We start from the raw sequence: 16,866 nt of genomic DNA on the forward strand, positions 1-16,866 counted from the left end.
CCACCCGGGAACGGGCAGCGCGCATGGTGATGTGGGGTGTGCGGACCGCCGACGACGGGCGAACGGCGTTCAGGGCCGCACGAAGATCGCGGTGTCCGTCACACCGCAGGAAGTCCAGATGGTGCGCCAGCCGGCCACGGTTTCGGCGACCTCTTGCCACACGTCGCTCGCGGCCCCGTCGGCGGGCGATCGCGAGTGCGGGGACCGCGAGTCGGACGGGAGGTACCAGTTCACGTTGTCGATCACCAGCATGCCCCCCGTCGCGATCTTCGGCAGCGCCTGGCGGGCACAGTGGTCGCGGTAGATACCGTCGACGAGGACGAAATGGAGGCTCTGGTCGGCGAATCGCGCGGCGGTCCCGACGTACTCGCTGTCACCGCCGCGCGTCTCCGGGACGTCGCGCGGCACGAAGAGGTGGTCCACGTTGTCGACCGCGTCGTCCTTGAGCTGCCGGGAAACCGCGTGGTGCCAGGTCTGGTCGTGTTCGACGCTCACCAGATGGTGGATCCGCTGGGCGAACCACCGGGTGCTCCATCCGGACCCGAACTCGAGCCCTCGGTCCGTGGGCAGCAGCATCTGGTCGAGCAGCTCCGTCGCCCGCGGTGTCAGCCACGGGGTACCCGGATGACTATGGCGGTAGGCCCACTCGCGGGAGCGGTGCAGGACGTAGCCGGGGGTCCAATGCCGAATGGTTCGCAATCTCGCCTCCGACGGTGCAGTTGGGCCGAGCAGCACCCGGCACTTTTCCTCCAACGACCAAGGTCGGTACGAAGTTCCGGCTTGCCGGACAATTAGCAATTACTGCACTCAACTCGGCAGCATTTCCCTCAGATCGCGCCGGGAGAACCACACAAATTCGCATCGACCCACCTGTAGGTGGCTGATCTGGTACAACTCAGGAGCCTGCGTCCCTGACCGCGGGATCGCACGCCCCGAGGTGGAGGGCCGCCGGTGACCGGACCCGCACGACAGACATCTCCAGTGCCTCCAGCCGATCCCGGCGAGCTGAGCGCCACCGGGCTGCGCGGCGTCGGCAAGCTGTCGCGAACTCGGCGCTACACCATCATCACGGCGTCGTCGGCGCTCGCGGGCGCCCTTCTCAACGCCACGATGCTGGCCCTCAGCGCCCGCTCCGGGCAGACCGGCGAGATCGCCGCCTACACCGTCATGGGGTCGGCCCTGGCCGGCGTGGCCGTGCTGTTGGCCGGTGGGACGTCGCTGCTGTACGCCGCCGGCGACGACCACGAGCGCCTGGCGGTGCGCTGCCAGCGGATCGTGATCGCGTTACCCGTGATGTTGATGGCCGCCGGCTGTCTCACCGCCGTGTACGGCCAGCGGGGCTACGACGTCGTCGCGCTGGCCGCCGCCGCGGTGATGGCCATCGGAAACAACCTGTTCGAACTGCTGACCGCCGACCTGACCCGTCAGTTCAGGTTTGTCGCCGGTGCGGTGGTGACCGTCACCGGTCGCGGCCTGGCGCTGGCGCTGCTGCTCACGAACGTCCCGCTCACCGTGGCCCTCGCCGTCGGCGTGCTCACCCAGCTCGTCGCCGCCGAGGTGCTGGCCTGCCGGGGCGCCAGCGGGCGAACGCCGATCTGGAGAGGAATCTCGGTCCGCGCGGCCCTCACCGCCTTTCGACTGAACCGCAACCTGATGGTGTTGAGCCTCGGCGACGCCTTCACCGGCCGCGGCGGCGGCGTCCTGCTGTCGATGGCAGCGTCACCGCACACCGTCGGCACCTACGGCGCGGTCTACGCCGTATACCAGGCGATGGCGGTGGTGCTCTACGGCGGGCTTCAGGTTCCGATGGCGGTGCGGGTGCGTCGGCGACACGGACTTGCGGTGGGCGGATCTACCAGCTGGGAGAGCGAAGTCATGGTCGTCGCCGCGGCAGCGGTCACGGCCGCCTGCGGTCTCGTGCTCGCTGGCCCGATCTGCACCGAACTACTACGGTTGCCCGAGGCCGCAACCGGCTGGTTGCAGCTCCTGCTGGTGGCCCTGCCCTTCATGACGGTCACCCGTGCCGTCATCCTCAACCGCCTCGGCGACGGCGACTACCCCGGCGCGACACGCCTGACGCTGTTGCCGGCCGCGCTGCTGGGCACCACGCTTCTGGTACAGCTACCCCACCTCGGTCCGGCGGGGACGGCCGGCGCGACCACCGTGGCGGAGGTGTCCACGGCGGCGGTGATCGCGGTTGTGGCGCTCTCACGCCGCCGCCGGGCACAGACGCGCCCGGCATCGGCCACGGCGCAGCAGCCGGCCCGGACCGCCACGACCGGGATGGCCCAGGTCCGGCAGGTGAGCGCCGCCGGCTCGGAGAACTGAGCGGGCTACCGCGGCGGCCGCCCGAGACGTCAGCGGCGGATGCCCGCCCAGTCGTGATGACGGCGGACCGTCGAAAGGATGAAGTCCACCACCCGCCGTGAGGTGTCGGCGACCCGGTAGTCGGCCGGGCAGGGCACCCCCTCCGCCGTCACCTGGTCGACCACCACCCGGACCGCCTCCACCACGCCCGCCGGGTCGAGCCCGGTCATCACGATGCCCCCGGCGTCGAGCGCCTCGGGTCTCTCGATGGAGTCGCGCAACGTCACCGCCGGGAAGCCGAGGATGGCGGCCTCCTCGCTTACCGTGCCGCTGTCGGAGAGCGTGCAGCGCGCCTGCCGTTGCAGGCAGACATAGTCGATGAGGCCGAACGGCTCGTGGAAGGCGATGCCCTCCAGAACGGTCGGATCGAGGGCGAGAGCCTCCAGCCGCTTACGGGTTCGCGGATGGGTCGACACCAGCACGGGCAGCCCCCACTCCTCCTGGACCGCCCGAAGGCAGTCGAGCAACCGGTTGAGCCGGTCCGGCCGGTCGACATTCTCCTGCCGATGCGCGCTGACGAGGAAATATCCGCCGGGTGACATGAGCAGGCGATCGAGGATCGTGGACCGGTCGATGTCGGGCAGATAGTGCTCCAGCACCTCCCGCATCGGTGAGCCGGTGTGCAGGATCCGACGGGGATGCAACCCCTCGGCCAGCAGGTTCCGGCGGGCGTGTTCGGTGTAGACGAGGTTGAAGTCCGCGACGTGGTCCACCAGCCGCCGGTTCGTCTCCTCCGGCACGTTCAGGTCGAAGCACCGGTTGCCCGCCTCCATGTGATAGACGGGAATCCGCATCCGCCGGGCCATCAGTGCGGCGATACAGCTGTTCGTGTCGCCCAACACCAGCAGCGCGTCCGGACGGACGTCCGCGATGGCCTGCTCGACACCGGTCAGCACCCCGGCGAGGACCCGTCCGAGCGAAGAGGTGTCCACATTCAGGTAGAGGTCCGGCTGGCGTAGGCGCAGCTCGGTGAAGAAAATCTCGGAAAGTGCGGGATCCCAGTTCTGGCCGGTGTGCACGAGCACGTGCTCGACGGTCCGGTCCAGCCGGTCGAGCACCCGAGCCAGCCGGATGATCTCCGGCCGGGTGCCGACCACCGTCATCACGCGAGTCATCCGTCTCCCATCCGTACCGACAATCGGCACTTGCCGCCGCTGTCGCCTCAACGAGAGATCCTCGACGGAGTTACTCCGAGGTCCTGGACGCTGTGGTGAGCTGTGCCGGTGGCGGGATACCTGTTCGGACTGCTGCCCGACCAGCTCCGGGACTGTTGCCGGACGGGTTGCGGGAGCACCTCAACCGCCGGGAGCTGCCCCGCCCCGATGACCCGGTCAGGCGGTGGCGAGCACGCCGTCGACGAGGGCCTTGGCCTCCTCCTGGATCCGGGCCAGGTGCTCCGGGCCCTGGAACGACTCGGCGTAGATCTTGTAGACGTCCTCGGTGCCGGACGGGCGGGCGGCGAACCAGCCCGACTCGGTGGTCACCTTCAGGCCGCCGATCGCGGCGCCGTTGCCGGGCGCGGTGGTGAGGATCGCGGTGATCGGCTCGCCGGCCAGCTCCGTGGCGGTCACCTGCTCCGGCGAGAGCTTCGCGAGCACGGCCTTCTGCGTCCGGTCTGCCGGGGCGTCGATCCGGGCGTACGCGGGCGCGCCGAAGCGGCCGGCCAGGTCGGCCCAGTGCTCGCTGGGCGTACGGCCGGTGGTGGCGATGATCTCGGCGGCGAGCAGGCAGAGCAGGATGCCGTCCTTGTCGGTGGTCCAGGTGCCGCCGTCGCGGCGCAGGAACGACGCGCCGGCGCTCTCCTCGCCGCCGAAGCCGACGGCGCCGTCGAGCAGGCCGGGCACGAACCACTTGAAGCCGACCGGCACCTCCAGCAGCGGGCGGCCGAGGTCGGCCGCCACCCGGTCGATCATCGAGGAGGAGACGAGCGTCTTGCCCACCGCCGCGGCCGGACTCCACCGCTCCCGGGTACGGAACAGGTGGCCGATCGCCACGGCCAGGTAGTGGTTGGGGTTCATCAGGCCACCGTCGGGGGTGACGATGCCGTGGCGGTCGGCGTCGGCGTCGTTCCCGGTGGAGACGGCGTAGTCGTCCCGGGCCGCGATCAGCGAGGCCATCGCGTTCGGCGACGAGCAGTCCATCCGGATCTTGCCGTCGCCGTCGAGCGTCATGAACCGCCACGTCGGGTCCACGAGCGGGTTGATCACGGTCAGGTCGAGGCGGTGCCGGTCGGCGATCTCCCCCCAGTACGCCACGCTCGCCCCGCCCATCGGGTCCGCGCCGATGCGCACCCCGGCGTCGCGGATCGCGTCGATGTCCAGCGCGGCGGGCAGGTCGTCGACGTACCGGGCGAGGAAGTCGTACCCCCCGGTGGTGCCGGCGGCACGCGCCCGGGCGTACGGGATGCGTCTCACCTCCTTGAGCCCGGCGGCGAGGATGGCGTTCGCGCGGTCCTGGATCCACTTCGTGGCGTCGGTGTCGGCGGGCCCGCCATGGGTGGGGTTGTACTTGAACCCGCCGTCGGACGGCGGGTTGTGCGACGGGGTGATCACGATGCCGTCGGCGAGGCCGCTGGTCCGCCCCCGGTTGTGGGTGAGGATGGCGTGCGAGACGGCGGGCGTCGGGGTGTAGCCGTCGCGGCTGTCGCGCAGCACAGTGACGTCGTTCGCGGCGAGCACCTCCAGCGCGTCGGCCTCGGCGGGCGCGGAGAGTGCGTGGGTGTCCCGGCCGAGGAACAGCGGCCCGGAAAGGCCCTGCTCGCGCCGGTAGTCGCAGAGCGCCTGCGTGACAGCGAGGATGTGGTCGGAGTTGAAGGCGTTGCGCAGGCTGGACCCGCGGTGCCCGGAGGTGCCGAAGGAGACCTGCTGCGCCGGGTCGTCCGGGTCCGGGTGCTCGGCGTAGTAGGCGGTGACCAGCCGGGGCACGTCGACCAGATCGTCGGGCTGCGCGGGCTGGCCGGCACGGGGGTGGGCCACTGCGGGATCCTCCTCGGGAAAGCCGTGGGACTGCTCAGGGTTCGACGCGCTGGCCCTTGCCGATGACGACGACGCCGTTGTCGGACACGGTGTAGCGCTGGCGGTCCTTCTCCAGGTCGACGCCGATCTCGGCACCCTCCGGGACGTGGACGTTCTTGTCCAGGATCGCGCGCCGGACGACAGCGTGGCGGCCGATCTGGACACCCTCCATCAGCACCGCGCCGTCGACGTGCGCCCAGGAGTGGACCTTCACCTTCGGCGACACGATCGAGTTCTCCACCAGCGAGCCGGAGATCACCGAGCCGGGCGAGACCATCGAGCTGACCGCGCGGCCCACCCGCTCGCCCCAGGCGTGCACGAACTTGGCGGGCGGGTACGGCGGCTGCTCGGTGTAGATCGGCCACTCGAAGTTGTAGAGGTTGAACACGGGGTGCACGTTGATCAGGTCCATGTGCGCGTCGTAGAACGAGTCGAGCGTCCCCACGTCCCGCCAGTAGCCGCGGTCGCGGTCGGTGCTGCCCGGCACCTCGTTGTCCTTGAAGTCGTAGACGTTGGCCTCGCCGCGCTCGACGAGCATCGGGATGATGCTGCCGCCCATGTCGTGCTTGCTGGTCTTGTCCGCCGCGTCGCGCTCGACCGCCTCGCACAGCGCGCGGGTGGTGAACACGTAGTTGCCCATCGAGGCGTAGATCTCGTCCGGCGCGTCCGGCAGCCCGACCGCGTCGGTGGGCTTCTCCCGGAACGCGCGGATGCGCTTGCCGTCCTGGCCGACCTCGATCACGCCGAACTGGTCGGCAGTCGACAGCGGCTGCCGGATGCCGGCCACCGTCACCCCGGCGCCGGAGGCGATGTGATCCTCGACCATCTGCCGGGGATCCATCCGGTAGATGTGGTCGGCGCCGAAGACGATCACGTAGTCCGGCTGCTCGTCGTTGATCAGGTTGAAGCTCTGGTAGATCGCGTCGGCCGAGCCGGCGAACCACCACGGGCCGCGGCGCTGCTGCGCGGGCACCGGTGTGACGTAGTTGCCCAGCAGCGTCGACATCCGCCAGGTCTTGGTGATGTGCCGGTCCAGGGAGTGGGACTTGTACTGGGTCAGCACGACGATCTTGAGGAAGCCGGCGTTCGCCAGATTCGACAGGACGAAGTCGACCATCCGGTACATCCCGCCGAAGGGGACGGCAGGCTTCGCCCGGTCGGTGGTCAGGGGCATCAGGCGCTTGCCCTCCCCGCCGGCCAGGACGATCGCGAGCACCTTGGCAGCCATGCTCAGACGCTATCCACCTGGAACCGACTTCACCACTCGGACGCCCACACTTGCGACCGCGTACGATGTGGCGCTCTGCACTAGGGTGCGGGCATGGCACCGATGCGCGTCGACCTGCTCACCCGCGAGTACCCGCCGGAGGTGTACGGCGGCGCCGGGGTGCACGTCGAATACCTCGCCCGCGAGCTGCGCCGGCTCGCCGACGTGCGGGTGCACTGCTTCGGCGCGCCCCGCGACGAGCCGGGCGTCACCGCGTACGCCGAACCGGCCGCGCTGGCCGGCGCGAACGCCGCGCTGCGGGTGATGGGCGTCGACCTGGAGATGGCCGCCGGCACGACCGGCACCGACGTGGCGCACAGCCACACCTGGTACGCCAACCTGGCCGGGCACACCGCGAAGCTGCTGCACGGGGTGCCGCACGTGGTGACCGCGCACAGCCTGGAGCCGCTGCGGCCGTGGAAGGCCGAGCAGCTCGGCGGCGGGTACGCGCTCTCCTCCTGGTGCGAGCGGACCGCGTTCGAGGCGGCCGACGCGATCATCGCGGTCAGCGAGGGGATGCGTCGCGACGTGCTGACCGCGTACCCGGCGGTGCACCCGGACCGGGTACGCGTGGTCTACAACGGCATCGACACCGCGCAGTACGCCCCGGACCCGGGCACCGACGTGCTCGACCGGCTCGGCATCGACCCGGGGAGGCCCAGCGTGGTCTACGTCGGGCGGATCACCCGGCAGAAGGGCCTGCCCTACCTGCTGCGCGCCGCCCGGGACCTGCCCGCCGACGTCCAGCTGGTGCTGCTCGCCGGCGCGCCGGACACCCCGGAGATCGCCGCCGAGGTGGAGGGCCTCGTGGCGGAGCTGCGGGAGAAGCGCTCCGGAGTGGTCTGGGTGGCGGCGATGCTGCCCAAGCACGAGGTGATCCAGGTGCTCACCCACGCCACGGTCTTCGCCTGCCCGTCCGTGTACGAGCCGATGGGCATCGTCAACCTGGAGGCGATGGCCTGCGAGACGGCGGTGGTGGCGACCGCCACCGGCGGCATCCCCGAGGTGGTGGCCGACGGCGAGACCGGGCTGCTGGTGCCGATCGAGCAGGCCGGCGACGGCTCCGGCACGCCGCTGGACCCGGAGCGTTTCGTGGCCGACCTGGCCGCGCGGATCAACGAGCTGCTGGCCGACCCGGAGCGGATCGCGGCGTTCGGGGCGGCCGGGCGGCGGCGCGCGGTGGAGCACTTCTCCTGGGACGCGATCGCCCGCCAGACGATCGAGGTGTACCGCTCGGTGGGGGTGCAAGGAGGGGCCCCTTCTTAACGCCTCCGGTAGAGGAAGGGCCCCTTCTTAACGGGTGCGGTTAGGGTCGCCGGATGCCGGATGCGATCTTCGCCCATCCGCGCCTCGCGCCGGTCTACGACGCCTTCGACTCCGACCGGGACGACCTGGCCGCCTACCTCGCGCTCGCCAGTGAGCTGGGCGCGCACACGGTGCTCGACGTGGGCTGCGGGACCGGGTCGCTGGCGGTCCTGCTGGCCCGGCACGGGCACGCGGTCGTCGGCGTCGACCCGGCCGAGGCGTCCCTCGACGTCGCGCGGGCCAAGGACGAGGCCGGCACGGTCCGCTGGATCCACGGCGAAGCCGCGGCGCTGCCTGCGCTCGACGCCGACCTGGCCACGATGACCGGGAACGTGGCGCAGGTCTTCCTGACCGATGCCGACTGGGGACGGACGCTCCAGAGCATCCACGCCGCGCTCCGACCGGAGGGGCATCTCGTCTTCGAGACCCGGCGTCCCGACCATCGCGCCTGGGAGGAGTGGGCGACGGATACCGGCCCGGTCGTCCGACCCGTCCCGGGCGTCGGACGGGTGGAACGGCGTTTTCGGGTCACCGCGATCGACCTGCCGTTCGTCTCCTTCCGCTTCACCTACCGGTTCCTGGCCGACGGGGCAGTGGTCACGTCGGACTCGACGCTGCGGTTCCGCGAGCGCGACGAGGTCGAGTCGAGCCTGACCGCCGCCGGATACCGGGTGCTCGACGTGCGGGAGGCGCCTGATCGCCCCGATCGGGAGTTCGTGTTCGTCGCGCAGCGGACGAGCTGGACGCGGAGCCAGCACCCGCGGGTGGTACGGGGCGTCGCCGTCGTCGGCCGGCCGCCGGTTATTGCCGCCGATTTTTGTCGCGATCGTCGCACCCGGCGCCGCCGGGCGTGCCAGCATCCGGCAAGACGCACGAGGCCGGCCCGGACCGGCCGTCGGCGAAGCGGAGAGGAACCGACATGGGTACGTACGCGGTGACCGGCGCGGCCTCGGGCATGGGCCGGGCGTCCGCCGAGCGGCTGCGGCGCGACGGGCACACCGTCGTCGGCGTGGACCTGCGGGACGTGGAGGTCGTCGCCGACCTCTCCACGCCGACCGGGCGCGCGGCGGCGGCGACCGAGGTGCTGGAGCGCGCCGGAGGGCGGCTCGACGGGGCGGTCTGCGCCGCCGGGCTCGGCGGCATCCCCGGCCGGGACCCGCTCGTGCAGCAGGTCAACTTCTTCGGCGTGGTGGAGCTGCTCGAGGCGTGGCGACCGGCGCTGGCCACCGCCGGCAACAGCAAGGTCGTGGTGTTCGGCTCGAACTCCGTCACGCTCACCCCGATGGTGCCGGAGCGCGCGGTGCGGGCGCTGCTCGACCGCGACGCCGGCAGGGCGCTGCGCGTGGTGGGGCGCTTCGGCAAGCGCTCGGCGCCGTTCGCGTACGCGAGCTCGAAGCTGGCGGTGACGCGGTGGGCACGCCGCGCCGCGATCTCGCCGGAGTGGGCCGGCGCCGGCATCCGGGTGAACGTCCTGGCCCCCGGCATCATCGCCACCCCGCTGCTGGAGGAGCAGATCGCCCGGGGCGAGAAGGGGGCGGTCGAAGGGCTTCCGGTGCCGATCGGCGGGCGCGGCAGGCCGGCGGACGTCGGCGAGTGGGTCGCGTTCATGCTGTCGCCGGCCGCCGACTTCCTCTGCGGTTCGGTGATCTTCCTGGACGGTGGCTCGGACGCCTACTTCCGCACCGACGACTGGCCCGTCTCCACCGGGCCGGCCGGGGTGCTGCGCTACATGCGGCGTGCCCGGGCGTGGCGGGCCCGGCACTGACCCGGCAGGCCCGCCCACCCGGGCACGGGCGCGTCCGGCGCGTCGCCGTGGAAGCAGGCGCAACCGAGCGCGAGAGGATCTCGCGCAGTAGGTTGAGCGGGTGACTGGACGGTTCCCGATCGAAGACGTCTCCCCCGTCGTCTCCTGCGGTCGCTACCCGGCCAAGGCAGTGGTCGGCGAGGTCGTGCCGGTGTCGGCGCGGGCCTACCGCGAGGGCCACGACGCGCTCGGGTGCAACGTGGTCTGGCTCGGCCCGGACGGCGCCGCCCGCCCGTTCACCCGGATGCGCTCCGGCGAGCCCGGCCAGGACCGCTGGCACGCCACCATCCGCCCGGACGCGGTGGGTCTGTGGCGCTTCGCCGTGGAGGCGTTTCAGGACCCGTACCTCACCTGGCAGAACGCGGTCACCAAGAAGCTCGCCGCCGGCCAGGGCGCGGCCGAGCTGGCGAACGACCTGGCCGAGGGCGCGCGCGTGCTCACCGCCGCGCTCGACCTGGTGCCGAGGGCCGACCGTGATCGCGTACGCGAGGCCGCGCGGGCCCTCGCCGACGACGGCCTGGACCTGCCGCGGCGGGTGAGCGGGGCGCTGGATCTGGCCGACCTGCTCTGGGCGTACCCGGTGCGCGAACTGGTCACCACCGGCGACGAGCGCACGCTGTGGGTGGACCGGCCCCGGGCGCTCTTCTCCGCCTGGTACGAGTTCTTTCCCCGCTCCGAGGGCGCGATCCCGGCGACCGTGGACGCGCCGGCCCGTTCCGGCACGTTCGCCACCGCCACGGAGCGGTTGCCGGGTGTCGCGGCGATGGGCTTCGACGTGCTCTACCTGCCGCCGATCCACCCGATCGGCCGGGTCAACCGCAAGGGCCGCAACAACGCGCTCACCGCCGGGCCGGACGACGTCGGCTCCCCGTGGGCGATCGGCGCGGCCGAGGGCGGCCACGACGCCATCCACCCCGACCTGGGTACGCCGGAGGACTTCCGCGACTTCGTCGTCGCCGCCGCCGAGCAGGGGCTGGAGGTGGCGATGGACCTGGCGTTGCAGTGCGCGCCGGACCACCCGTGGGTCACCGAGCACCCGGAGTGGTTCACCACCCGGGCCGACGGCAGCATCGCGTACGCGGAGAACCCGCCGAAGAAGTACCAGGACATCTACCCGGTCAACTTCGACAACGACCCCGACGGCATCCGGGCCGAGGTGCTGCGGGTGGTGCTGCACTGGGTGGGCGAGGGCATCCGGATCTTCCGGGTGGACAACCCGCACACCAAGCCGTTCGACTTCTGGCAGTGGCTGATCGCCGAGGTCAAAGCCGTCGACCCGGACGTGCTGTTCCTGGCCGAGGCGTTCACCCGGCCGGCGATCATGCACGGGCTCGGCAGGATCGGCTTCACCCAGTCGTACACCTACTTCACCTGGCGCACGACGGCGGCCGAGATGCGGGAGTACTGCGAGGAGCTGATCGAGGCGGCCGACTACATGCGGCCGAACTTCTGGCCGAACACCCCGGACATCCTGCACTCCTCGTTGCAGCACGGCGGTCCGCCGATGTTCAAGATCCGGGCGGTGCTGGCCGCGCTGCTGTCCCCCTCGTGGGGCATGTACGCCGGGTTCGAGCTGTTCGAGCACGTCGCGCGGCCGGGCGCCGAGGAGTACCTGGACAACGAGAAGTACGAGCTGCGCCCCCGGGACTGGGACGCCGCGCTGGCGCAGGGCCGCTCGCTGGCGCCGTTCATCACCACGCTGAACCGGGTACGCCGGGACAACCCCGCCCTGCACCAGCTGCGCAACCTGCGGTTCCACGACATCGACAACCCGGCGCTGTTGTGCTGGTCGAAGCACGACCTCCAGACCGGCAACACGGTGATCGTGGTCTGCTCGTTCGACTCCCGCGCGGTGCAGTGGGGCAACACCACGCTCGACATGCCGGAGCTCGGCATGGACTGGCACGAACGGTTCACCGTGCGCGACGAGCTGACCGGCGCCGAGTACGACTGGGGGCAGCGCAACGCCGTACGCCTCGACCCGTACCTGCAACCCGCGCACGTGCTCACCGTGCGCCGCCCGGCCGCGCCCGATCCGGCGCAGTCGGTCGCACCGGAGACGGCCGCGCCCGACCTCACGGTCGAAGACGTACCCGCCGACCTCTCCGGCGGCACCGCCCCGACCGCACCGGCCGACAAGGACGACACCCGATGGACCAGTTGATCGCCGGCGAGGTACACGACCCGCACGCCGTGCTCGGCGCGCACCTCGCCGACGGGAGCACCACGATCCGGACGCTGCGCCGGGGCGCGGGCGAGGTGACGGTGCTCGCCGACGGCGACCGGCACCCGATGAAGCGGTTGCACGACGCCGGTGTCTTCGAGGCGGTGCTCCCCGGCGAGGTGCTCGACTACCGGGTCGAGGTGGACGGCACGACGTACGACGACCCGTACCGTTATCCGCCCACCCTCGGAGACCTGGACCTGCACCTGATCGGCGAGGGCCGGCACGAGCGGCTCTGGTCGGCGCTCGGCGCCCGGGTCTTCGACGAGGGCGTCGCGTTCACCGTCTGGGCGCCCAACGCGCGCGCCGTGCGACTCGTCGGCGACGTCACCGGCTGGGCGCCGGACGACGGATGGCCGATGCGGTCGCTCGGCTCCAGCGGCGTGTGGGAGATCTTCGTACCGGGCCTGCCGGTGGGCAGCCGCTACAAGTTCCGCGTCCTCGGCGCCGACGGCCGGTGGCGGGACAAGGCCGACCCGATGGCCGCGCGCACCGAGGTGCCGCCGGCCACCGCGTCGGTGGTGCACGAGTCACGGTACGAGTGGGGCGACGCGGACTGGCTCGCGCGCCGGTCGCGGCAGGCGCCGCACCAGGAGCCGATGAGCGTGTACGAGGTGCACCTGGGCTCCTGGCGACCCGGCCTCGGCTACCGGGAGCTGGCCGAGCAGCTCACCGCGTACGTGCTGGAGATGGGCTTCACCCACGTGGAGTTCCTGCCGGTGATGGAGCACCCGTTCGGCGGCTCGTGGGGCTATCAGGTCACCGGCTACTACGCGCCGACCGCCCGGTTCGGCGACCCGGACGACTTCCGCCACCTGGTCGACCGGCTGCACGCCGCCGGGATCGGGGTGATCCTGGACTGGGTGCCGGCGCACTTCCCCAAGGACGAGTGGGCCCTCGCGCGCTTCGACGGCACCCCGCTGTACGAGCACCCCGACCCGCGTCGCGGCGAGCACCCCGACTGGGGCACGTACGTCTTCGACTTCGGCCGCAACGAGGTGCGCAACTTCCTCGTCGCCAACGCGCTGTACTGGCTCGACGAGTTCCACATCGACGGGCTACGCGTGGACGCGGTGGCCTCGATGCTCTACCTGGACTACTCCCGGTCCGATGGGCAGTGGGCCCCGAACGTGCACGGCGGCCGGGAGAACCTGGAGGCGATCGCGTTCCTCCAGGAGGTCAACGCGACCGTCTACCGGCACCACCCGGGCGTGCTGATGATCGCCGAGGAGTCCACCGCCTGGCCCGGCGTCACCAAGCCGACCTCCGAGGGCGGGCTCGGATTCGGGTTCAAGTGGAACATGGGCTGGATGCACGACACCCTGCTCTACACCTCGAAGGACCCGATCTACCGGCAGCACCACCACCATCAGCTGACGTTCTCGCTGGCGTACGCGTGGAGCGAGAACTACCTGCTGCCGATCAGCCACGACGAGGTGGTGCACGGCAAGGGCTCCCTCGCGGGCAAGATGCCCGGCGACACGTGGCAGCGGCTGGCCACCACGCGTGCCCTGCTGGCGTACATGTGGGCGCACCCGGGCAAGCAGTTGCTCTTCATGGGCTGCGAGCTGGCCGACGACCGGGAGTGGAGCGAGGAGCGCGGCCTCGACTGGTACCTCACCCACGACCCGGCGCGCGCGGGCGTGCAGCGCCTGGTCGCCGACCTGAACCGGGTCTACCGGGACACCCCGGCGCTGTGGGCGCAGGACACCGACCCGGCGGGTTTCCGCTGGATCGCCGGGGACGACGTCGCCAACAACGCGGTCTCGTTCATCCGGATCGCCCCGGACGGCCGGACGCTCGTGTGCGTGGCCAACTTCTCCGCCACACCGCTGGAGGACTACCGGATCGGCCTGCCGGCCGCCGGGACGTGGGCCGAGGCGCTGAACACCGACGCCCACCACTACGGCGGTTCCGGCGTGGGCAACCTGGGCGAGGTGCACGCGGAGAACACCCCTTGGCACGGCCTCCCGGCGTCGGTCTCCCTGCGGGTCCCCCCACTCGGCGTGCTCTGGCTGACGCCCCGTCGATCATGAGCTTGACGACACTTGTGGATCTCCACAAGGCCGTCGACCTCATGATCGACCGCGTGGGGGGTCAGACCAGGTCGGCTTCGCGGAGGAGCTTCCATAGGCCGGCGCCGTCGGGGGCGCTCAGCCACTTCTGGCCCACCGGGCCGGACGACGAGGAACGCTCTCCGGGCGCGGGCAGGCTGCCGGCCAGCACCGACTGGGTCGGCGACAGCTGCCGGATCGCCACCCCCGCCACGTTGTCCGGGTGCGCGGCGGCGAACTCCCGGTAGATCTCCGGGTCGTGCTGCCCGTCGTCGCCGATCAGCAGCCACCGCACCTCGGGGAACTCCCGGGACAGCCGGGCCAGCGTGGCCCGCTTGTGTTCCCGGCCGCTGCGGAACCACCGGTCCGCCGTCGGACCCCAGTCGGTGAGCAGCAGCGGCCCGGCCGGGTAGAGGTGCCGGGACAGGAACCGGGTGAGCGTGGGCGCGACGTTCCAGGCGCCGGTGGACAGGTAGAAGACCGGCGCGCCCGGGTGGGCGGTGGCCAGCCGCTCGTACAGCACGGCCATGCCGGGCACGGCGTTGCGGGCGTGCTCGTCCAGCACGAACGTGTTCCACGCGGCGAGCAGCGGCCGGGGCAGCGCGGTCACCATGACCGTGTCGTCGATGTCGGAGAGGATGCCGAAGCGCACGGCCGGGTCGAGGACGCGGACCAGCGCCTCCACCGGTTCGGCGTCGGCGACGCTGAGGCGTACGCAGCCCCAGCCGGGGGTGAAGTCGGCCTCGATCACGGCGTCGACGAAGCCGCTGCGGTCGGCGGTCACCTCCTGGCGCACGCCGTTGGCCTCGATGGTCACCCGGACGTGCTTGGCGGGCAGGGTGGCGAAGCTGCGCCAGCCCCGCACCTTGTCCAGCCGGCCCCGCCGCCGGGTGTCCGGACGCCCGAGCAGCACCCGGCAGAGCACGCGCGCCCAGCCCGGGGCGCCGTAGCCCGCGTACGCGACGATGTTGGGCTGCCACCCGGTGCGCCGCAACCGGCGCTCCACCAGGCCGTGCACGGCGTCCTCGAAGCGCGCGGCGCGGTGCAGTTGCGGGACGGCGAGCTGGTCCGGTGGTGTGGGCGGCACACGGCAACAGTGCCACAACCCGCCCGGCCCGGCCACGCGAGTGATCCACGCCGATCCGCCCCGGGCCCGGCCGCCGCCGTGACAGACTGCGGTCGGGACGACGACGGGGGCGTTGGTCGTGTCGACGACGAAGCAGGACCCGGTACGGCCGCGTCCGGACGCGCCGGCGCTGGTGGCGCTGCTGCTCGGCGTCGCGGGTGTCGGCTACCGGCTGGTGCTGACGCTGTTCACGGTGCCCGCGTCGAACAGCGACGAGGCCACGTTCGGCCTGGCCGCGCTGCACATCGCCGAGCGCGGTGAGCGGCCGGTCTTCCTCTACGGCCAGCGCTACATGGGCGTGCTGGAGTCGTACCTGGCCGCGCCGCTGGTCGGCTGGGCCGGGCCGAGCTGGCCGCTGCTGCGGCTGCCGCTGCTCGCGCTCTTCGCGGCCTTCCTGTGGCTGGCCTACCGGCTGACCCGCCGCCTGTTCTCCCCGTGGCTCGCCGTCGTCGTGGTGGGCCTGCTGGCGCTCGGCTCGGAGCGGGTGGTCCGCGACCAGCTCACCGTGGTCGGCGGCCGTCCCGAGGTCAAACCGGCGGTGCTGGCGATGCTGTTGATCGCGGTGGCCCTCGGCGACCGGCGGGTCCGGCACCACTGGCTGGCCACCGGCGCGTTCGGGCTGCTCGCCGGGCTGTCGCTGTGGTCGGACTGGCTGATCGCGCCGTACCTGCTGGTGGCCGCCGTGGTGCTCGCAGTGGCGGTGCCCCGGGATCTGATCGGCTGGCCGGGTGTGCTGCTGGTGGCGGGCTTCCTGGCCGGGATCGTGCCGGTGATCAAGGACAACCTCGTCGCGCCGCCCGGGCAGGACTCGCTGTCGGTGTTCCGCGAGATCAGCACCAAGGAGGGGGTCGCGCCGTCGCTGGCCGAGCGGCTGCGCGGCGGGCTGCTGGAGGGCGTGCCGCTGGCGTCGGGCCTGTGCCCGATGGACGGCTGCGCACGCTGGGCGCAGTGGTTCGGCGTGCTCTATCCGGTGCTGCTGGTGGCCGCCGCCGGGCTCGGGCTGCGCGCGTACCGCCGGGCCGCCGACCACGCCGCGCGGGTCCGGGCCGTGGCGATCCTCGCCCTGGTGGTGGGCGCGGCGCTGACGCTTCTGGCATACGTGCGCAGCCCGCTCGCCGCGACCGACCCGCTCGGCAACGCCCGCTACCTGTCGGTGCTCCAGATTTCGCTGCCGGCCGTGCTGTGGCCGCTCTGGCTGGCCGCCGCGCACGCGCTGCGGGGCGCCGCCGGACGGTCCGCCCGGCTCGGCGGCGCCACCGCGGCGGCGGTGCTGGCCGGGCTGACCGCCGCCACGATCGCCGGCACCGTGGCGTTCCTGGCCGGCGTGCCGGCGGTGCGGGACGAGGAGCGCACGGCCCGCCGCCTGGCCGACACGGTGCGGGCCGCCGGGCTGCGCGAGGTGTACGCGGACTACTGGATCTGCAACCGGTTGATCTTCAACACCGGGGAGACGGTCGCCTGCGGGGTGCTCGACGGCGCGCTCACGCCGGGGCAGAACCGCTATCCGGCGTACTGGCAGCGGGTGGCGCGCGCTGCGCGGCCCGGGTACGTGCTGGCCGTCGGCTCCCCGGCCGAGCGCACGCTGCGGCGGCTGCTGGGCGACCGCGCCGACGCGGCGATGGTGGCCGAGGTGGGCGGCAGTCGCGTGTACCACCCCGACCGTGCCGTGCGGCCGTGGCGCTGAACCCGGCCCGTACGCTGTGCC

General features: G+C 72.2%; 12 protein-coding genes. 7 read left to right on the forward strand and 5 right to left on the reverse strand.

The window, feature by feature from the left end:
* Nucleotides 1-69: 69 nt before the first annotated feature.
* Entirely contained in the window at nucleotides 70-495 is a 426-nt protein-coding gene (locus tag ACFYO8_RS08215; RefSeq protein WP_355094516.1) for a hypothetical protein, read from the reverse strand.
* 486 nt (nucleotides 496-981) lie between these two features.
* Here ACFYO8_RS08215 and ACFYO8_RS08220 point away from each other — a divergent pair, with 486 nt between their 5' ends.
* Nucleotides 982-2,328 carry a hypothetical protein gene (locus ACFYO8_RS08220; protein ID WP_355094514.1) on the forward strand — a complete coding sequence of 449 codons (1,347 nt, stop codon included), beginning with the start codon at nucleotides 982-984 and terminating at the stop codon, nucleotides 2,326-2,328.
* A 29-nt stretch (nucleotides 2,329-2,357) separates the two neighbouring features.
* Here the strand turns inward: ACFYO8_RS08220 and wecB are convergent, their stop codons facing one another.
* From wecB to glgC, 3 genes are all read right to left on the reverse strand, one after another.
* On the reverse strand, nucleotides 2,358-3,482 hold the full coding sequence (wecB, locus tag ACFYO8_RS08225; RefSeq protein ID WP_355094512.1) for a non-hydrolyzing UDP-N-acetylglucosamine 2-epimerase: 1,125 nt from the start codon (nucleotides 3,480-3,482) through the stop codon (nucleotides 2,358-2,360).
* Between the two features lie 216 nt (nucleotides 3,483-3,698).
* Nucleotides 3,699-5,342, reverse strand: a complete 1,644-nt coding sequence (gene pgm / locus ACFYO8_RS08230; protein ID WP_355094510.1) for a phosphoglucomutase (alpha-D-glucose-1,6-bisphosphate-dependent) — start codon at nucleotides 5,340-5,342, stop codon at nucleotides 3,699-3,701.
* Between the two features lie 34 nt (nucleotides 5,343-5,376).
* Nucleotides 5,377-6,609, reverse strand: a complete 1,233-nt coding sequence (gene glgC, locus ACFYO8_RS08235; RefSeq protein WP_354867315.1) for a glucose-1-phosphate adenylyltransferase — start codon at nucleotides 6,607-6,609, stop codon at nucleotides 5,377-5,379.
* 93 nt (nucleotides 6,610-6,702) lie between these two features.
* Here glgC and glgA point away from each other — a divergent pair, with 93 nt between their 5' ends.
* The 5 genes from glgA to glgB all read left to right on the forward strand — a co-directional run bounded on the left by glgA (nucleotide 6,703) and on the right by glgB (nucleotide 14,017).
* Nucleotides 6,703-7,914 (forward strand): glycogen synthase, encoded by a 1,212-nt coding sequence (glgA, locus tag ACFYO8_RS08240; RefSeq protein WP_355094508.1) that lies wholly within the window; start codon nucleotides 6,703-6,705, stop codon nucleotides 7,912-7,914.
* Between the two features lie 53 nt (nucleotides 7,915-7,967).
* Entirely contained in the window at nucleotides 7,968-8,891 is a 924-nt protein-coding gene (locus ACFYO8_RS08245; protein ID WP_355094507.1) for a class I SAM-dependent methyltransferase, read from the forward strand.
* A complete protein-coding gene (locus ACFYO8_RS08250) occupies nucleotides 8,873-9,718 on the forward strand; it encodes an SDR family oxidoreductase (protein WP_357706930.1) in 846 nt (281 codons plus the stop codon). Before ACFYO8_RS08245 ends, ACFYO8_RS08250 begins: the two co-directional genes overlap by 19 nt.
* Nucleotides 9,719-9,818: 100 nt before the next feature.
* Complete coding sequence (locus ACFYO8_RS08255) at nucleotides 9,819-11,921, forward strand: maltotransferase domain-containing protein (RefSeq protein WP_355096078.1); 2,103 nt, start codon at nucleotides 9,819-9,821, stop codon at nucleotides 11,919-11,921.
* Nucleotides 11,909-14,017, forward strand: coding sequence for a 1,4-alpha-glucan branching protein GlgB (gene glgB / locus ACFYO8_RS08260; protein WP_355096076.1), 2,109 nt, complete (start codon nucleotides 11,909-11,911; stop codon nucleotides 14,015-14,017). The genes ACFYO8_RS08255 and glgB overlap by 13 nt, the downstream gene beginning before the upstream one ends.
* A gap of 61 nt (nucleotides 14,018-14,078) precedes the next feature.
* On the opposite strand, the gene ACFYO8_RS08265 is transcribed toward glgB, so the two are convergent.
* Nucleotides 14,079-15,122 carry a phosphatase domain-containing protein gene (locus tag ACFYO8_RS08265; protein WP_354867328.1) on the reverse strand — a complete coding sequence of 348 codons (1,044 nt, stop codon included), beginning with the start codon at nucleotides 15,120-15,122 and terminating at the stop codon, nucleotides 14,079-14,081.
* 118 nt (nucleotides 15,123-15,240) lie between these two features.
* On the opposite strand from ACFYO8_RS08265, the gene ACFYO8_RS08270 reads away from it, so the two are divergent.
* Entirely contained in the window at nucleotides 15,241-16,845 is a 1,605-nt protein-coding gene (locus ACFYO8_RS08270; protein WP_357706935.1) for a hypothetical protein, read from the forward strand.
* Nucleotides 16,846-16,866 lie beyond the last annotated feature (21 nt).

Origin of the sequence: Micromonospora sp. NPDC005257, assembly GCF_042872445.1 — a bacterium.
Taxonomy (GTDB): domain Bacteria; phylum Actinomycetota; class Actinomycetes; order Mycobacteriales; family Micromonosporaceae; genus Micromonospora.